This window comes from Vagococcus silagei (assembly GCF_004795745.1).
In the GTDB taxonomy this organism is placed as follows: domain Bacteria; phylum Bacillota; class Bacilli; order Lactobacillales; family Vagococcaceae; genus Vagococcus; species Vagococcus silagei.
On the sequence record NZ_SDGV01000002.1, the window covers coordinates 1 to 18,270 of the forward strand.

Annotated in this window: 24 protein-coding genes; 2 read left to right on the top strand and 22 right to left on the bottom strand. The window is 32.2% G+C overall.

Going from position 1 to position 18,270, the window contains the following annotated elements; genetic code table 11:
• The 17 genes from ESZ54_RS01095 to ESZ54_RS01170 all read right to left on the bottom strand — a co-directional run.
• Window positions 1-547: reverse transcriptase domain-containing protein (locus ESZ54_RS01095; RefSeq protein WP_275426528.1), on the bottom strand; the 547-nt coding region annotated here is incomplete at its 3' end.
• 569 nt (window positions 548-1,116) lie between these two features.
• Entirely contained in the window at window positions 1,117-1,857 is a 741-nt protein-coding gene (locus ESZ54_RS01100) for a M23 family metallopeptidase (RefSeq protein ID WP_136135829.1), read from the bottom strand.
• A gap of 229 nt (window positions 1,858-2,086) precedes the next feature.
• Window positions 2,087-3,136 carry a peptidoglycan recognition protein family protein gene (locus ESZ54_RS01105; RefSeq protein WP_136135830.1) on the bottom strand — a complete coding sequence of 350 codons (1,050 nt, stop codon included), beginning with the start codon at window positions 3,134-3,136 and terminating at the stop codon, window positions 2,087-2,089.
• Window positions 3,137-3,155: 19 nt separating this feature from the next.
• A complete protein-coding gene (locus ESZ54_RS01110) occupies window positions 3,156-3,491 on the bottom strand; it encodes a phage holin, LLH family (RefSeq protein WP_136135831.1) in 336 nt (111 codons plus the stop codon).
• 13 nt (window positions 3,492-3,504) lie between these two features.
• On the bottom strand, window positions 3,505-3,849 hold the full coding sequence (locus tag ESZ54_RS01115) for a hypothetical protein (protein WP_136135832.1): 345 nt from the start codon (window positions 3,847-3,849) through the stop codon (window positions 3,505-3,507).
• Window positions 3,850-3,963: 114 nt separating this feature from the next.
• Complete coding sequence (locus ESZ54_RS01120) at window positions 3,964-4,212, bottom strand: hypothetical protein (RefSeq protein ID WP_136135833.1); 249 nt, start codon at window positions 4,210-4,212, stop codon at window positions 3,964-3,966.
• Between the two features lies 1 nt (window position 4,213).
• Window positions 4,214-4,630, bottom strand: a complete 417-nt coding sequence (locus ESZ54_RS01125) for a DUF1617 family protein (protein WP_136135834.1) — start codon at window positions 4,628-4,630, stop codon at window positions 4,214-4,216.
• A 14-nt stretch (window positions 4,631-4,644) separates the two neighbouring features.
• Window positions 4,645-8,913 carry a phage tail protein gene (locus ESZ54_RS01130; RefSeq protein ID WP_136135835.1) on the bottom strand — a complete coding sequence of 1,423 codons (4,269 nt, stop codon included), beginning with the start codon at window positions 8,911-8,913 and terminating at the stop codon, window positions 4,645-4,647.
• Window positions 8,910-9,689: a distal tail protein Dit gene (locus ESZ54_RS01135; protein ID WP_136135836.1), complete on the bottom strand. Its 780-nt coding sequence runs from the start codon at window positions 9,687-9,689 to the stop codon at window positions 8,910-8,912. Before ESZ54_RS01135 ends, ESZ54_RS01130 begins: the two co-directional genes overlap by 4 nt.
• A 17-nt stretch (window positions 9,690-9,706) precedes the next feature.
• On the bottom strand, window positions 9,707-12,121 hold the full coding sequence (locus ESZ54_RS01140) for a phage tail protein (RefSeq protein ID WP_136135837.1): 2,415 nt from the start codon (window positions 12,119-12,121) through the stop codon (window positions 9,707-9,709).
• A 15-nt stretch (window positions 12,122-12,136) separates the two neighbouring features.
• On the bottom strand, window positions 12,137-12,445 hold the full coding sequence (locus tag ESZ54_RS01145; RefSeq protein WP_239433717.1) for a hypothetical protein: 309 nt from the start codon (window positions 12,443-12,445) through the stop codon (window positions 12,137-12,139).
• A 38-nt stretch (window positions 12,446-12,483) separates the two neighbouring features.
• Window positions 12,484-12,852: a tail assembly chaperone gene (locus tag ESZ54_RS01150; RefSeq protein WP_136135839.1), complete on the bottom strand. Its 369-nt coding sequence runs from the start codon at window positions 12,850-12,852 to the stop codon at window positions 12,484-12,486.
• Between the two features lie 39 nt (window positions 12,853-12,891).
• On the bottom strand, window positions 12,892-13,395 hold the full coding sequence (locus ESZ54_RS01155) for a phage major tail protein, TP901-1 family (RefSeq protein WP_136135840.1): 504 nt from the start codon (window positions 13,393-13,395) through the stop codon (window positions 12,892-12,894).
• A 79-nt stretch (window positions 13,396-13,474) separates the two neighbouring features.
• Window positions 13,475-13,639: a hypothetical protein gene (locus ESZ54_RS12460; protein WP_162615054.1), complete on the bottom strand. Its 165-nt coding sequence runs from the start codon at window positions 13,637-13,639 to the stop codon at window positions 13,475-13,477.
• 132 nt (window positions 13,640-13,771) lie between these two features.
• On the bottom strand, window positions 13,772-14,164 hold the full coding sequence (locus tag ESZ54_RS01160; protein ID WP_136135841.1) for a hypothetical protein: 393 nt from the start codon (window positions 14,162-14,164) through the stop codon (window positions 13,772-13,774).
• 50 nt (window positions 14,165-14,214) lie between these two features.
• A complete protein-coding gene (locus ESZ54_RS01165; RefSeq protein ID WP_136135842.1) occupies window positions 14,215-14,541 on the bottom strand; it encodes a hypothetical protein in 327 nt (108 codons plus the stop codon).
• Between the two features lie 2 nt (window positions 14,542-14,543).
• Complete coding sequence (locus ESZ54_RS01170) at window positions 14,544-14,726, bottom strand: hypothetical protein (protein ID WP_136135843.1); 183 nt, start codon at window positions 14,724-14,726, stop codon at window positions 14,544-14,546.
• A gap of 254 nt (window positions 14,727-14,980) precedes the next feature.
• Here ESZ54_RS01170 and ESZ54_RS01175 point away from each other — a divergent pair, with 254 nt between their 5' ends.
• Both ESZ54_RS01175 and ESZ54_RS01180 read left to right on the top strand, forming a co-directional pair.
• Entirely contained in the window at window positions 14,981-15,292 is a 312-nt protein-coding gene (locus ESZ54_RS01175; protein WP_136135844.1) for a helix-turn-helix domain-containing protein, read from the top strand.
• A gap of 15 nt (window positions 15,293-15,307) precedes the next feature.
• The gene (locus tag ESZ54_RS01180; protein ID WP_136135893.1) at window positions 15,308-15,712 is read left to right on the top strand and encodes an ImmA/IrrE family metallo-endopeptidase; all 405 of its coding nucleotides are present in this window, start codon (window positions 15,308-15,310) and stop codon (window positions 15,710-15,712) included.
• 123 nt (window positions 15,713-15,835) lie between these two features.
• Here the strand turns inward: ESZ54_RS01180 and rplS are convergent, their stop codons facing one another.
• From rplS to rpsP, 5 genes are all read right to left on the bottom strand, one after another.
• Window positions 15,836-16,183 carry a 50S ribosomal protein L19 gene (rplS, locus tag ESZ54_RS01185; RefSeq protein WP_136135845.1) on the bottom strand — a complete coding sequence of 116 codons (348 nt, stop codon included), beginning with the start codon at window positions 16,181-16,183 and terminating at the stop codon, window positions 15,836-15,838.
• 120 nt (window positions 16,184-16,303) lie between these two features.
• The gene (gene trmD, locus ESZ54_RS01190) at window positions 16,304-17,053 is read right to left on the bottom strand and encodes a tRNA (guanosine(37)-N1)-methyltransferase TrmD (protein ID WP_136135846.1); all 750 of its coding nucleotides are present in this window, start codon (window positions 17,051-17,053) and stop codon (window positions 16,304-16,306) included.
• The gene (gene rimM / locus ESZ54_RS01195; protein ID WP_136135847.1) at window positions 17,053-17,574 is read right to left on the bottom strand and encodes a ribosome maturation factor RimM; all 522 of its coding nucleotides are present in this window, start codon (window positions 17,572-17,574) and stop codon (window positions 17,053-17,055) included. The genes trmD and rimM overlap by 1 nt, the downstream gene beginning before the upstream one ends.
• 121 nt (window positions 17,575-17,695) lie before the next feature.
• The gene (locus ESZ54_RS01200; protein WP_136135848.1) at window positions 17,696-17,950 is read right to left on the bottom strand and encodes a KH domain-containing protein; all 255 of its coding nucleotides are present in this window, start codon (window positions 17,948-17,950) and stop codon (window positions 17,696-17,698) included.
• A gap of 12 nt (window positions 17,951-17,962) precedes the next feature.
• Window positions 17,963-18,238, bottom strand: a complete 276-nt coding sequence (rpsP, locus tag ESZ54_RS01205) for a 30S ribosomal protein S16 (protein ID WP_136135849.1) — start codon at window positions 18,236-18,238, stop codon at window positions 17,963-17,965.
• Window positions 18,239-18,270 lie beyond the last annotated feature (32 nt).

An 18,270-nucleotide genomic window follows, 5' to 3' on the forward strand; every position in this document is an offset into this window, starting at 1 on the left:
AAGATTTCATACTAACATCATAGTACATTAACTTATCATGATTCACAGTGTCAAAATAAGCTTTCATATCAATATCTACAACATATTTGTATCCTTGTTCGTAATACGCTTTAGCTTGTATGATAGCCATTTGAGCACTACGTTTTGGACGAAATCCAAAACTGTTATTGGAGAACTCAGATTCAAATATGGGTTGTAGTACTTGATTAATCGCTTGTTGAATCATTCGGTCGACAACCGTAGGTATTCCCAACTTTCGAACACCACCTGTTGGTTTAGGTATCTCTACCCTTAAGACAGGTTGTGGCTTATACTTTCCCGTTCTAAGTTGAGTTAATAACACCTCACGGTTTTCTCTCAAGTAGGGAAGTAGCTGGTCATACGTCATACCATCAATTCCAGCTGCTCCTTTATTTCTGACTACTTGGAGATATGCTTGGTTGAGATTACTTCTCGAGATAATTTTCTCAAACAAATCTACACCATCTTGATTGTTTTGTTCACCATGAAAAGCACTACACGCTCTATCATATCTTTCATGTTCCACATTATCCTTTTGACAGTAGCTTTATTTAACTGTTTTCTGTGATTTCTGCACTTTTCACACCTCCTAAAATTTTCAAGATTACTATTGTTCAATCCTTCATAGTTATCAGTCTAACTACTACTATGACGTCGGCTGACTTCTTTCGATTCATCTAAATGTCACCACTTAAATTGTACTTTGGCTTGTTTTTTTTTTTATTCAACTTGCACTTGTACCCTCGAAAGACCTCCCCCGGTAAGAGATATAACTTTCATTCCATGTAACTGTTAGATTTACTGTATAGGTTTCGGGCAATATTGGACTTTGTTTTGTTTAGCAAACTTATCCAACCTAATCCAGCCTTGTATCTAATTTCTGTTCGTCAGTTCGGAATTTTGCGTCGAGCTTCCTTCAGTCACTGCCTTACGGCAGACACCTTGCTTTTCGCTAACAGTTCCTATTGCCAAGCCTGTAGTGAACTTTCATCACCTAGTTATATCCCATGCGGGGCACACTAAAAAAACCACGGACTTTATCTTTAAAGATAAAGTCCGTGGGAATATAAACTAAAACATATTTATTTTTTTATGTTACTTATTTACACAATTAAGATGTTTAGAAATTACGACTTCATAATTTAATTTATTTGTTTCTAAATAATCAATTATTTTATTTTTCCAAACAGATTTTTGAGGAAAAGTTCCAATTTGGATATTAACATTTCCATCTAATTTATCAATAATTTTAAAGTCCATTCCCTCTTTTCTTAACCATGCTTCAACATTTTTCTTCGATTGACCATTCTTTGAATAGCCACCTGTTACTACATAATGTAAATTTCCTGTATCTGGTACCACTGGCCCCACTCCTTTATCTTCTTGAATAATTTTAATTGGATTCAACCACGTTCCATTATCAATGTCCCATGAAGCTTGCGCTTTTTTCCAATCAGATTTTGTCATTCCTAAATGCAGATGATATGTACTTCGAGTTCCAATCTGCTGTCCTTTCATGACTCTTTGACCAACTTTAACTTGAATATTTGAAGTACTGTGTCCAAATTCTTGATAAATTATATTCATTCCATCAGAATTTTTTATTACAATTACAGTTCCTAATGCTTCATATCCACTCGGCGCCCAATTCGCATAAATAATTTCTCCATCACATACTGCAAATAATCGAGTATCCGGGTATTTCGCAGACCCAAAATCAAAGCCATCATGAAAAAAACCTCGACCTCTTGGAACCTTTGTATTACCGAATTGTTGACCTTCTTCATAATATCCTAAATATGGTTTTACATTTGGCCAATTCCAATTTCTTCCCATTTTGAATTCCTCCTAATCCTAAAAGAATAAACAATCTTATCCTTTCATACTATAATTTTTTTAAGCCTAATTGCTTCCTACAAAAAAATATATTATCTGATCTAAGGCTACGCTAACCATTAGATACTTTATATTTCACATGTAAATTTATTTCTAATATTTACTTTTTCTATTCATCTCTATTCAATTCTTCTTATTACAAAAATAGTCTATACATGACTTTTACTCATTATTTTAATTCAGATGTAAATTCTGCATTAATATAACCGCACCATTTTCCTTTAACGTTATAGAGTGAATAATACGTAAATCCATTTTGATGGAAATATTTCCCTGTTACTTTAAATACTTGACATGCAGCATCAATTCCCTTTTTCCACCTCGTCCAATTAAAATCTGAATAAATATCACAATCTTTTGTATGAATCATGATATGTTTACTTTCTTTAAACCATTGTCCTTGGGGTTGTAGATAGAGATTGAAATTATTTTGTGAAACTTCCGTCGTATAACTTTTGTTAATATACCCTTCCCAACTATTGTTATCGTTATAAAGGGAATAATAAATTTGACCATTTTCATGTTCATATTTTCCAGTTACATTGAATTGTTTACGTCCAACATCTTCTCCATTTTGACGAAATTTCCATTTGAAATCACTATAAATATGAGCATCTTTACTATTAACAATCACTCTCTTATACTCATTCATCCATGGACCTTGCGGTGTGTCTCTTTTTACTGGTCGAACAGGTTTAAGCTCTGCTCCGTCCATAAATTTTTTGATTTCTTTAATAAAATAATCTTTAACCGCATTCATAGATTTACCATGCAAATCCCAAGAGCGATGGGGACAAGCTGTTGGAGAAAATTCTCTGTGCAATCGAACCGTATCTCGATTAGCTGATAATCCATAAAACAATAAATCTTCAGCTGCTTGTTTAAACACAACTTGTTCGTTTGCCAAAAAATCTGTCGTAGACGCTCCATAAGATTGACACACTTCATAACCAATATAATTCGCATTACCATCTGTATTAGCTGTATGCCACGCCATATTAAATGTATCCTCAGTTCTCACAATCGTAAATCTATCAATATAATAATGGACAAATCCATTGGCTAATTGAGTATTATTCATGTTACCTAACGCTCCTAAATAAGACTTTGCTGTTGCATAAACTGATCCAGCATCGTTATGAATAACCACTCCTTTGACATTGCCTTGCCTCTTGCCAGCAACTCCATGACAAACGGATTTATTAATCACTTCAACCATTGACTCTCACCCCATTGGATTAGTTATCATTCAAAACATCTTCTATGTTTTTATTCATTTCAGATACTGCTGATTCAATAAATGCTTTTAATTCAGTTTCAGTAAGTCTAATTCCATATTCGTTTAATAGTTCAACTGACATGGTTTTAGCAGCTTTATACTTATCTGAAATATTTTCGATTGTGGCAATTTGTTCAACAGCTTTCACTGCGATTCCGACTTGTTCTTGTTTCTTTTCCATTAGACTAACAACACCTTTATTTTTCAAAAAGGTAGTCACTTGTTTTGTTCCAAATCCTAAGATACTAATTAAGATTGCTGCCATTAAATTTAATACTGCTGTTTGAATGTCCATATTTATCCTTCTTTCAAATTAGTTTTAAAATTATATCGATCACAACATACACTAATCCGCCACTACCGAAAATTGCAAAGCCAATTTTAAAAGCTGAATTAATTTTTATTTTGGTTAATTCATGGTGTCGTTGATCTGATTGGTCATTTCTTTGCAACACTGCACTTAAAATTTGCGTGTTCTGTTCTGATTGACGTGTATTTTGTTCCCTTAAAAATCGATTTGATTCATCTACTCTAAGTAAGCTCTCACTTATCGATTTATTCATCGTTTTTATTTCACTTTTAATATCTGAAATTTCATCAGTGTGAGCTTTTAACATTTTGTCATGCTCATCAACTCGTTTCTCTAATTCCATCCTTTCTCACCCTTAAATCAAAAGTATCTGAAAATGACCAGATACTTTACTTCTTTCTTAAATACATATCTCCCCGATTTATTAAATCCTGTTTTTAATAATTAATGGATTGATTTATTTCTCCATGGCAATATCTTTAACAAATTGATCTTCAATTTTCCAAACTTTTTCTTGAAATTCTTTAATTTGTTTTCTACATTGTTCTTTATTTTTAGAATATGCATCCTGATTATAAATTGTTTGATTTACAGTTGTACTATCCATATTTTCTGCTGAAACATCAGCATACAGATTAACAATTACTTCGTTCTCTATTTTTATATCTGCTGCTAGTCTTGTTGTTTGTTTTATATATAATGACATCTTAATTTCCTCCTAATTTTTCTAATTCAGTCAATAACTCATCAAAAATAAGTAAGTCGTTTCCCTTTAATTCTGCATTATTATTTTCAATTGCTTCAATTAAATTACTCATATACGGTTCAAACTCCGTTAAATCAATCACGACTTCTTCATTTTTTAAAATCATCATTTCTTTGCCTGCTTTATATGCATCTTCTGCTCTAAAGTTATAAGTTGTTGGGTCGATAAGCTGACCATCTTCATCTTTTACACCATACTCATTTACAATTTTATATTCGTCTTCTGCATACTCTTGTCGTTTTGCTTCAACCAACTTCATAAATTTAGCAACAGCTCGCGCATGCTTTCCTTTTGCTGATACTACATTAAAAAATTGAGTAAAATTTAATACTTGTAAATTTGTTATTGTTAATTTCATTTGTTTTCCTCCAGTTATTTAAATCCATGCCAATTAGATTTGTGTCTAAATGCAAGAGTACCCCAATCACCAAAAAAGATACCACAGTTATTTGCTGTATTTCTAATAGCCAAACCACCTTCATTGTTTAAATGTAATCGTTCAACAAACATTACTGAATTTTGAGAATAGTTTGTTGTACCAAATTTTTGTAATCTTAAAATTGAATTTGGATTAACATCAATATGTCCTGTATTTCCGTGAATGGTAATAGCAGGATTATACACATTACCTTGATTATTATCTCCCTGGAAACCTAAATCCAATTGATAGTTTCGTTTAGCCCATAAAACAATTCCGGCAGTTGAATCTGACATTGACCCTACCCAATTTCCACCATTCCAAATTTGAATCCCATCTGGAAGATATTTTGACGAAACTGATCCATTATTTCGATAAGAAACTAGACCTTCACTTGTAATTTGAACAGAATTATTTACGCCATTCCATGCAGACCTAACAAATTGAGTCATATTTCCAACTAATGAATTGACATTTATATTTATAACATTCAAGTTGGCACCATTAAAAGTACCAGCTGAAATTTTTGAAGCATCTAAAGTATCGATCATCGCCGATTTTATCGTCGCATTAGCAATATAAGTTGTCTGAGGTGTAATCATAACTTTATTTCCTTGAACGTCAAATATTTGTCGATTCGCATCTAGATTAATCTGCGACATGATCTTACCTTTTTCAACAACACGCATATTGATATCTTTAATTGTTTGTGTAAATTGTGTTTGCGTGGCACCCGCTTTTTTTATTGTATTTTGAATTAAGTTGGACATCTGAACTTGTTCTGATTTAATACCCGTAAGATCGTTTGTTGTTGTTTGACGGAAACCTTCAAATGTTTGTACAAATTGAGTAAATTCAGTTTGTGTTATTGGAATTCCTCCATGTGACCATGGCGATGCTACCTTACCAGCTTCAAGTTGTGGAGCAGCAAAAAATACTTTCGTTTCATCATTAATATTAGATGGCTCAAATCTAAGTGCTGCAGAATTACTCTTTATTTTATCTAGATTGGCAAACTTAAAGTATGTTTGTATCCGGACCCAACCATCTTTTTCAAACACATTGTGTGTGTATGCACTTGCATCAATATGATATTTATTCGAATTATCAAGCTGACATAAGAAACTCATCTTAACCACACCAGGTGACTCTACTTTAATGTACTGACTAAAAGTGTACCAATCAGCTTCATTAACGAACTGCCTATGGTTTAAAAGTCTTGCTTTAGGCGCTCTCCATACATTCTTAGTTGAATATACGTCAGTCCCTCGATATTTATCTGGTTCTTTGATCATTGGACCAATATCATTAATCCAAGCTTCGCCAGTCATAGATGAAGCATCTATTAAGATATTAGTAGGAATTTGGTCAATACCATCAAGTCTATTCTGTGTTTTGCTCATTTCAACTTCAAATCGATCTGACTCTAATCTAAGCTTTCCTATTTCTGTTTCGTTATTGGTTACTTTTTGAGATTGTAATTGTATTAAATTATCAAGTTGAGTGAATTGAGTTTGAGTAGTAATTTCATTCTGTGAAACACAATATGGAGTTGCTTTACTACCATATTCAAGCTTTCGTTTGTAAACTGTAATCGTACTCCCAACTGGTGTTTCAGTATATCCTCCTGAATACATTCGAATTGTAAAATCCTTTGTATCTTTTCCTAAAGTAAATGTCCATGAAAAATAACCATTCTTTTCTATTTCTACGGTTGTATTAGCAGGATTTTTAGATGTTGTCCTATCATAAACACGTAAAGAAAAACGTTTATTATCAGAAGGAATAATATTTTTTACATAACCACTAATTGTATAAGTTTTATCACTTTCTGGTATGGTAGCAATTATTTGATTGTTAAAGCCATTAATGGCTTTAGGATATACAATTTCATTTGTTGAATCAGAAAGTAAGTTTTGATTTTCATAACTTAAACTATCCATTTTTTCAACAGTATTTTGAATTATTCCAGATAGCTGTACTTGCTCAGATTTAAGCCCTACAAGTTCATTCTCAGCTGTAGATTTAAAACCTTGGTAATTTTGTTCGAATGTAGTGAATTCAGATAAATCAAGTAAATCTTCTGATGCTGGTGACCAATCCGTTGGAACATTTCCGTTTTCAAGTTTGAATTTTGTTAACACAACCTCTTTCGAATTAAATGGAACTGTCACTTTGAAGTATTTCATTTGATCTGTAATGATAAATTTAGATGTAGTTCTATTACCTTCAATTTTTTTATGGACAACACGAGTAATAAAATTTTTGTCTATATCATATACAGAAATGTTATGTGAACCGTTAACATTTTGTTGTTGCTCATCTATGAATATTTGAAAAATGTATTCCCCTGGATTGACTGAAATATATTCTACAGTAGTTGAGTCTTGCGGACTATGTTGAAACTTTCCTGATGAATCTACCCATCCTTTTTCCCATTTTGTTAACGGAAATCTATTTACACTACCTATTTCCATCTCGTCAATTTGCTTCTGGGTCTTACTCACTGAACTCTTAATTCCCTCACTATCAGCTTTAAGATTAAGTAACTCTACTTGCTGCTTCTCCACTTTACTAGAAGTTAACTTCACTTTTTCGTTCGTTTTAATTATCTCAGTTTGATTACCCTCACCAAGTAGATGAGCCTTTATTGCTTGTTCCCTAGCCGCTTTAGCAACTTCATCTGAGTTAAAAGCTACTTTCTTAGCCTCATCTGCTTTTGATAGTGCATTTTCTGCTTCTTTTTTGGCTGCATCACTCTTTTTAGAACTTAAAGACGACTGTTCAAAAGCTTTATTTGCTGAGGAAACTGCTTTATCAATTTCTTTTATCGAAGTTTCAACTTCTTGTTCAATATTTTTAATTTGTTTTTTGATATCTTCTCCAAACGCATCATCAATTTCAACAACCCATTTTTCGCCATCCCAAATTTTTAATACAATACGTCCATCTTCTTGACGATGAAACCAAACGTCATCTTTTTTCTTATTTTGTGGCTCAGACACTCCAAATGTAATCCCATTTCCATTGTTATTTACAATTGTCACGTTATTCTGTAAATTCTCAATTTTTTCTTCTGTTAATTGAACGGAGTTTTTGATTGCTTTTAATTCATTTGCTCGTGAATCAATTATTTTGTCACCAATATTTAAAATAGATAATTGATTATCTAAAAGATTACGTTCAATACTAAAAATTCGAGTTAAGTATTTGATATCCAAATCTTTTCGTTTAACGGCAACGGTATCGCCTTTATTAAAAGAACGACTCATTTTAGCAACTGTCGTTTTAAATTGAACTTTTGGGCGGTTAATTTCTACAAGCAAGTTATAACTTGCTTGTAGTAAATCTTTTGGATCAGTAATATCTTCAAATGACTGAAGTAAAATTCTTGGTTTATTTCCGTCATGACCATAAATTTGAGTAGCCATTGGATCAATTAAAAGATTACTTCCTTTTGGTTTGTCTAATGGATTTCCATTTTCCTTCCGCCATTCAATCTCAGAAAAAGTGATTTTTTCATCATATCCACCTGATAATTCTCCAGTATCACTATCTGTTTTTTCTTTACTTTTTCCACGTCCTAGAACAGCTGTATAAATATCTACTTCAGAGTACTCTTTCTCAATAGAAATCGCATTTGAGCCATATGAAATAACGTGAGGAGTTAATTCACCTTGCTTAACATAAGCATTTAAGTATTCATCTGTCACTTGTCTGCTGTCTATTGCGATATTAAAATCAAACTCTACTTGATAACTCGCAGATATTTTACTTAAACATTCCTGAATTGTTAAATATGAAAAAGAAAGCGAAATATTTGGTAATGTATCATCAACATATCGAACACTAATTCCTGTATCTTTTAATAAATATTTTAGAACATTTGAAAAAGATATATTTTTAGGATGATATTCTTCAATTATTTTAATATCTTTTAGTCTGTCTAATGATGATTGGACACCACTAATTTCAATCGATTCATTTGTTGTTTGATGAGATACAAAACGAAATAATTTATAACTATCAAGGCTCTCATTTTTCGTTACAATATAACTTGATTTTTCAATTAAATGGAGCATATCTTTTGATAGTCTTACTGATAAAGAAATTGTTTCAAGAACATTAATACCTTCTTTTACCTGTGCGGAAAACAACTCAGTTTTGTTGAAGTTATGAATGATTTCTTTATTTTGATTTAATAAAATTATTTTTGATTTCATAGTAATTTCTCTCTCACCTCTATTTCAATTGACGTCTCTGGAGTAACACTTAAAACGTCACCCTTTTGAACGTCAAAATATTCACAGTCACTATTCCAACTCACAAGTTGAGGCTTTTCTAAAATACCAATAAACGCAGTGTTTTGTTGCGGTTTTACAATTATTTTCCCTTCAAATTGTTTGTTTAAAATTAGTTTAATAAAATTGCCAGTTCGATTATTTGTAACTGTAACATCATCCATTTTTTTTGTTACATCTATAAAGAGCGATTCTGGTACTGTCTGAAAATAAAAATTGTTCATAATTTTTTGATTTTCTTTTACAGTACGGATCGAATATTTAAATGGCTTGGGACAGAAAAATTCTAAAGTAAAACTACTATTGTTAGTTCCTTCTGTTACGCCACTACTACTTTGAAAATAAGCTTCATAATAATACTCTTTGTCATCATTAAACGAGAGACACAAAAGACCTTGTCTTAATAGACGATTTAACTGTTCAAAACACAATCTAAAATCATGGTTAGTTTTAGCTTCAATTAAACAATTAACGCTAATTATGCGACTATCCTCATTAGAATTTAAGAATAAAACCCCATCAAGTTTATCTACACTCTTTGTTGAAAGATTTACAGCATTCAATTCTCGACCAGTTGTTGTTAAAATTTTTAATTCTGGTAATTCTTGTTCTAGAGCTGAGCCATTAATAAATAATGACTCAGCTGAAAGAACTCTTTTTACTGTTGTTTTTTGATTTGTATCGACAAAACTATACAAATTATCACCTCATTTCTTTAAAATGAATAAACTGATTCTAATTGAACTTTTTGATCTTGTAAGCTTGTTATATCCTCTACAAAGCCTTCAAAATTACGCCCGCCTAAATTCAGATTTAAGTATGCAGGTTTTTTAGAGTCATTTAAGATAAGTTCGTTAGCATGTTGAATATTCATACTATTCATTTTTCTCATTTCCTTATCTAAATTTCCTATTGATGGACTCACGTCAAACGACGAGTTTGCAATGTCATTTGTGATATCATCAATCGTTCTCTTAACTCCTTTAAAACCAGTCTCTAATCCGCCTTGTAAACCGCTCATAATTGATTTACCGGCAGGAATTAGTAATCTTTTATCATAACTAATTGGACCTTTATGCTCTCGAATCCAATCTGCAATATTTCCTACAAAATCGGTTATCGAATCCCACATTGATTTTAATCCTTTTAAAAAGCCATCCATAATCGCTTTTCCAGCTTCCCACAAGTTAATATTACGAATTCTTTCAAAAATACGTGTCACAGAATCAACAACGTTACTTACACTTTGTTTTAAGTTTTCCCATGCTCGTTTTGCACCATCAACTATATTGTTAAAAGCATTTATTGTTGATTCTTTTAAATTATTCCAACCATTAAGAGCCCCTTGAACAATATTTCCTACAGTCGAAATTAACCATGATTTAAAACCATCCCACAGTTCTCTTGCAAATGAAATCACCGCATTAAATAAATTAATCGTGCCTTCTTTTAGATTTGACCACGCTGTTTGAACGCCTTCAACTATCGTTGTAACGATTAAAACCAATCCGTCTTTAAAAGCATTCCAAATATTTGTTGCAGTTTCGACTAATGCTTGAAATAATCCGACTACTAATTCTTTCATAGTATTAAAAATAGTTGCCGCTGCTTCTGAAATAGCATCCCAAATTAATGCTAAATCTTCTTTTAATTGTCCAAAATCACCCATGATTAGATCAATTAAAAATAAGACTGGAGCCATGATGACAGCTTTTATCATCTCCCAACCTTCAAGAGCAATCGTACTGACACTTTCCCAAAGTGTTCCAAACCATTCAATTAGAGGCATGAATATTGCTTGAATTGACTCAATAATTGGCGAGGCAAAATCAACAATTGCTTGCCAAGCATTATTTGCTAGTTCTTTGACACCTTCCCAAAGCTCAGCGAAAAACTCTTTGAATTGTGACCATTTTTCTTTGATTGCTTCAATGGCTGCGGAAGGCGCTTCTTTAAAACTTTCCCAAAGATTTACAAAGAATTCTTTGATACCATTCCAAATTGTTTCTGTAAAGGCTTTTAAATCATCCCAAACATTTTTAATTGCTGTACTAATTCCTTCAAATAATGTTGATGCAATTGATTTAATACCATCCCAAATTCCTAGGACAGTATTTTTAATCGTTTCCCAAGCACCTTCCCAATCACCATTAATGATTTGCATTACTGTTTTAATAATGCCTAAAATAACACCCATCACAGTTTCAATGACAATCTTAATACTTTCCCAAGTAGCTTCGATTAACGGTTGAAGATATGTCATCGCTACTTCAAAAATTTTCTTAATTGCATCCCAAGTTGTCGTAAAGAAATTCTTAATAGTATTCCAGACTGTCATTGCTGTTTGTTTCATTAATTCTTGATTTTCATTCCACCAACTTAACAGTGTTCCCCAAATATCTTTAATAAAACTTGAAATTGTTTCAATTATTGGCTTTAAAAATCCTGAAATAGCAGACCAGATTTCCATTACTTTTTCTCTAAAGGTTTCATTAGTTTTCCATAAATAGATAAATCCTGCTGTCAATGCAACTACAACGGCAATGACAATCCACATTGGCCCAGTTATACCTGCAAAAACTCCCTTAAGTATTTTAAATACAGGTTCTAACTTTGCAAATGCCTCTTTTACTCTAGAAACTGTCTCAACTAAACTTACAACTGTTAGGATTACAGGCCCAACAGAACCCGCGATACCAACTATCGCTAAAATAATTATTTGAACCCATTTATCAGCTAACGCAAATTTTTCACACATTTTCCCAATGATTCCCGTAATTGTTTCAATTGCTGGAGATAGTAACTCCCTAATAACTTTAGCCACTTCACCAAAAGAGTTCTGCATTGCTTCAATATTAGTTTTTGCACCTGAAGTTAGCCCATCTATTCCGGATAAACTACCATTTGCCTCCGCTCCAACTGAGAATATTTGATCTTTCATAAGTTTTAGCGGATTTGTGACGTTATCTATGAGTATTTCACCAATGCTTGAAAAACTTGACTTAATTTCACTGCCAGCTCCATCAGATGCTTCTCTTAATTTTTTCAATTCATCTCTCGCATTTTTAATAGTTGAACTAAATGACGTATCAGAAGCCTCCAAAATAGCTTCTACTCCATAATTTTTCATAAGATTCCTCCTTTCTTATTTATTTGCTTGCATTAGCAAGTCTTTTAACTCATTTTGATCTGTTAATTGAACTTCATTTTTCTCATCTAAAATCTCATTTTGATAAGTTTCAAAATCAAAAAATTCTTTAAAGCTTCGGTAATATGGTTTAACATTTTTACCGCTACCTTTTGTAGCTTGTACCATTTGGTTTAACCATGCTTGTAAATGAAGATCTTGTTGCTTATCTAATTCTGATAATCGATAAGATAGCATCCGTACATTAAACTCATAAACCGTCATTGACTCAATCTCTTTTATATTTGACATCTTCAAATGACGCATTGAATTTACTAAAATTCGCTCATACACATCAGCAGAGCTTATTTTTTCTTGCTTTTTTCGGCCTTCGCGATTGCTTGATTGAACTTCGTCATTGCTAACTTTCCCGAATTTGAAGTTTCGATAGCTTTCAGAGTCATGTCAAATAATTCTTCAATATTTTCACAATCATCAATATAATCATCTAAATCATTTAATGACGCACGTGGAGTTTGATTATAATTCGCAAACGATAAAACGCGAGCTAAAGTATTTGTATTTCCCGATTGAAGTTCCGGAATTACTTTAGCGGATAAACTCAATCCAAAATTACCTTGTTCTGTAACGATAGGCATTTCCTCATCTAAAGTTCGAATAAATTTAACTCCAAATTTAAATTGATACATTTTTTTATTAATTGTTAATTCCATTATTTTTTCCTCCTAAAAACAAGAGAGCTTAAAGCTCTCTTATTCTGCTGTATTTTTTGTTGTGTCTTTGAATTCGTACTCAACGACTGTTTCTTGTTCTTTGGTTAAGGTTGCTTCACCATCAGCACCTTCACCATCAATTGAAAATGTTAATGATACTTCTACTGCCCCATCAACTGCAGGTTTTTTAGAAAATTCACTAACTTTACCACGGTAGTATGTTGCACCATATTTACCATTTTCTTTTTTATCTTGTGTATCTACTTCCCAAATTTCTACTAGATCACCTTTTCTACGTGCATCACGTAGTTTTTTCAACATCTCATCATTACGTGCTAAGATAGATGTACAACTCATCTCAATTGTAGACGTTCCTTGTGTATTCACACTGCCATCCTTTGTTGCAATAGCTTCGCTTTCACTTGTTTCTGTTGTTTCGTGTTCTGTTTGAAATGCAAGTTTTGTTGCTGCATTCGTTGCTGCGTCCTTCATAATTCTAAATAATAAAACCACGTCTTTACCTAATACTGCTTCTAATGCCATTTTTATTCCTCCTATTATTTTCCTAGATATTTTGATCCTCGCATACTTGACCCAAAAATATTTATTACACTTGATACAATTAATCAGCTTTTTCTTTGGGCATAATATGCATTGAGAATTCTTCAAGTTGTTTTGTTAATGCTTTTTTCTTACGAATTTCTTCCGAAAGTCTTTTTTGTAATTTTTGAACCACTTTATCTTGATTCTTTAAATTCCTATTATTCTTATTGTTATTTTGTATCATGATATATATTCCTTTCTCGCATTTATAGGCTTGGGAGCCATTTTCTCGCATTTTCAGTCCTGGGAGACTTTATTTGAATCAGCTAACATAATAAGGTTAACTTGTTTTATTAAAAGTTGGTATACACAGAAGTTATGGTAGATTCGTCGTGAATTTTTCTATTAGTTCGATTTGTTTGATTATTTCCGAATGTTTTTGATAAATATAACTTTCCGAATAATTTAATTCTTCTGCAATATCGAATAATTTCTTATTTTCTATATATTTTTTTATTAAAATTTTACTTTCTAAATCATCAAATTTATAGATAAAATCCAAAATTGCTTGTCTTCGTATTATTAAATACTCTAACTCTTTTTCTTTTTCGCAAATTTTATTCTTCATACCAAGATCGGTACTTTCGCTGACGACGTTTTTAGGAACTTTTGACAGATTTTCTATGTTTAATTGAAAATCTAATATTTCGTATTCTAAATAATCAATTTGTTTTTGAAGAGTTTGATATTTTTTTAACCATTTATACATATTGAGCACTTCCTTCCTTTTTTTGTATTTTCTTGTATGGTAACTATTTACTAGATGAAATATTTGCAACACAACTCTCTTGTCCGATCAAATTTAGTGTCAGTAGATATGACAAATTTCATATCACTAAGCCGTACCAAACGATTTCCTTGAGGAGTGGACACACTAAATGTATTTTCATAGCTCCTTATTACAACACATTCAATACCTTCAATTATTAGTTTTTGATTTTTTTTAAAACGAGCATCAGTTGATGAACAACTCGTACTTTCTTCTTTTGTAAAATAAATAATATCAGGTTTAATTGATAAACGATTAACATTGTTTAACAAAATATTTTGTTCCGCTTGACCAAAAAAATAGTCACTTCGAATCATTTTTACCACCCCTTATTTCTTGAAAAATATTCTAATTCTCGATATGCAATAAAAACTAATAGAATAAAAGTATTAAACATCCAAGCCCCTGTATAATTAAAAAAATATAACGTTTGAGCTATCGCAAAGCCAATTAAGATTGAAAAAATTAAACTCGCGGCTTTATTAATTTTCGAAATTATCATTTTATCTCTCCTTTTGATTTATATTTTTATCTTTAAAAAGAAAATATTCGACAAACGCTTGACTAATCACGGAAAATATTCTATATTATATGCATAATAAATAACCGTAAAAACGATTTTCGTTGATACGTACAAACAAAATATTCTAATGATTTAAATTACTTTGTAAAACTCTTTACTACGTAATACAATATATCACGGAATATTTTCAGCGTCAACTATTTATTTAAGAAAATTTTCTAAGAGGTGAGGAAATGACTATTTTACAAAGCATAAAAGACCTAGCAAATATCAATCAGGTTAGCTTAGCTGAAGTTGAAAGACAAACTGGATTATCTAATGGATCAATAACTAAATGGGGAAAGAGTTCACCATCAATAGACAAGCTTGAGAAAGTTGCTACTTTTTTCAATGTTAGTGTTGATTATCTTCTTAATAATCAAACAAAAAATTCTTTAGCAGAAAAATACGGAGTTTTTGCATTTGATGGCGAACCAGTGACTGACGAAGAAGTTGAATTTTTAAAATCTGTTCTCGCAGCAAAACGAGCATCAGAAAACAAGTAAAAAGTGAGTGATAAAATGTATGAAATTAACAGTCGACTAATTGAAATCGCAAAAAATTTAGATTTAGATTTAGTGTTTGCTGATATTAATCGTAGCGGTTTTTATTTTGCAGATGAAAAAGTTATATTTCTTAGTAGTAAACTTTTAAATCAAAACTCGGATTTTGAAATCTCTCACGAATTGGGACATTGTATTCAAAAACATGAAGAATTAGCAGCTTTTTACAACGCAACAAACTCTAGCCGTAGAAAGTTGGAGCGGGAGGCTAATAAAGTAGCAATTCAAATATTACTGGAAATTTTTATGAGTGACCATGATCTTGATAAAGAACAATTAAATGCAGTAAAATTTATGGAATACTATCAAATTTCAAGTGATTTAGAAGATTGTGTCAAAGAAAGTATGCTTAACTATGTATAAAAAAAAATTTAATCAGATGATTCTATTACTACTAAAAGATAAATTTCTTTATCTTTTAGTATTTTTTTATAAAAAAAGAACCCTTGATTTCTCAAGGATTCTCTAGATGTTAATAACTGATTATTAACGACGGACTTCTTTAATTCTTGCTGCTTTACCGTGTAATGCACGTAAGTAATAAAGTTTCGCACGACGAACTTTACCATAACGAATTACTTCGATTTGAGCAACACGTGGTGTATGTAATGGGAATGTACGTTCCACACCAACACCGTTAGAAATTTTACGAACTGTATAAGTTTCGCTAATTCCAGCACCACGGCGTTTGATAACAACACCTTCAAATAACTGGATACGTTCACGAGTACCTTCGACAACTTTAGCGTGAACACGTACAGTGTCCCCAGGTCTAAAAGTTGGAATATCAGAACGTAATTGTTCGTTTGTAATTGCTTCGATTAATGGATTCATTATAATTTCTCCTCATTCCAAAACACTCATATAGGCTTCTGCTATAGCGGAATGTCGTAATTTATGAGCAATAATACTCACCAAGACATCATATCATACTTGAAAAGTCATGTAAAGCCTTTATTCTTTACATTTTACTTCTTCAGACTCTATCTCAGTCAACATTTTTTGCATCTCTTTAGTCAATTCAATCTTTTCAAGCATGTCTGGTCGTCTTAAATAAGTCCTCCGAAGTGACTCTTTTAATTGCCATGCTTCAATTAATTTATGATTCCCATTTGTTAAGACAAAAGGAACTTCTTGTCCATTATAATCAGCTGGACGCGTATATTGTGGATGCTCTAAAAGACCCGTAGAATGCGAGTCACCGATTGCCGACTCTTCATTTCCTAAAACCTCTGGTAATAAGCGAACTATCGCATCAATCATTACCATTGCGCCTAATTCACCACCTGTTAGGACATAATCACCCAGTGATACTTCATCTGTCACTAAATTACGAATACGCTCATCATATCCTTCATAATGTCCGCATATAAAAACAAGATGTTCTTCTTGCGAGAATTCTTCCGCCATTGGTTGATCAAACTGTTTACCAGCAGGGTCTAATAAAATGACGCGTTGCTTCACACCGGGATTCTTAGCCTGAATATCTATTAAGGCATCATCAATTGGCTGAACTTTTAAAAGCATGCCAGCTCCCCCACCGTATGGGTAATCATCCACTTGCTGATGTTTATTTGTTGAATAGTCTCTAAAATTCGTCACATTGACTTCTAAGAGCTCTTTTTCAACCGCTTTACCTAAAATGGACTCTGTTAAAGGCCCTTCAAACATTCGCGGAAAAAGAGTTAATACATCTATCTTCATTAATCAATCAATCCTTCCGGAATATCAACTAAAATACTTTTAGTTTCTAAGTCTACATTTAAAACAACTGATTCAATGTAAGGTAATAGGATATCCTTTTGACCTTTTTCATTTGGTTTAACTACCCAAACATCATTTGCACCAGGCGATAAAATTTCAGAAATTTTGCCATATTCGTGACCTGTTTCATCAACCACTGATAAACCAATAATTTGATGATAATAAAAATTATTGCCTTCTAATTCTTCCAACTCGTCTTTTGCAATTTTTAGAATACCATCACGATAAATTTCAACATCATTAATCCAAGGATGATCTTCGAAACTTAAAATATCAAAGTTTTTATGTTTACGATGCGTTTTTATCGTCAGTTCTTTAGGTGCCTTGCCATCCTGGAATAAAGTTAAGACATTCCCCTTTTGATAGCGTTCATCAGCAAAATCGGTTTTAGAAATAACTCTAACTTCCCCTTTGATACCTTGTGTATTTACAATCTTACCTACATTTAAATATTCTGCCACTACTGTCCCTCTTTTCTTATCTAATCTTGATGATTGTACCATGTTTTTTTAGAATTAACCAAATAAAAAAAGATTATTTACTTAACTTAAAAAGCCAGTAAACAATCTTTCAAAAATCCAATTAAGATTGGGCGCCCTCTTCTAAAATGTTTAGACGGACTTTTTTTGGTTCTTTGGTACGAACGTTATAGACAAGTGTTCGAATCGCTTTAATGACACGGCCTTGCTTCCCAATAATTCGCCCAATATCAGAAGGATCAACAGAAAGGTTATATTCCATGAATCGATCTGATTCTACTACATCTAAAGATACTTTATCAGGATGACTAACTAACGGCCGAACAATGGTTAAAACCAATTCTTTAACATCAGTCATTCAAATCCCACCTTATTTTTTAGTATATTTAGCTTCGTGATGTTTTTGCATGATTCCTTCACGAGAAAGAATGTTACGAACTGTATCAGAAGGTTGTGCACCTTTAGATAACCAGTCTAAGATTACTTCTTCTTTAACTGTAACTTGTGCTGGATCTAGTAATGGATTGTAAGTTCCCACTACTTCAATATAACGTCCATCACGAGGTGAACGAGAATCTGCTACTACCATACGGTAAAATGGGTGTTTTTTAGAACCCATACGTTTTAAACGAATTTTAACTGCCATTATATAGGCACCTCCAAATTTCTTTTCTTATT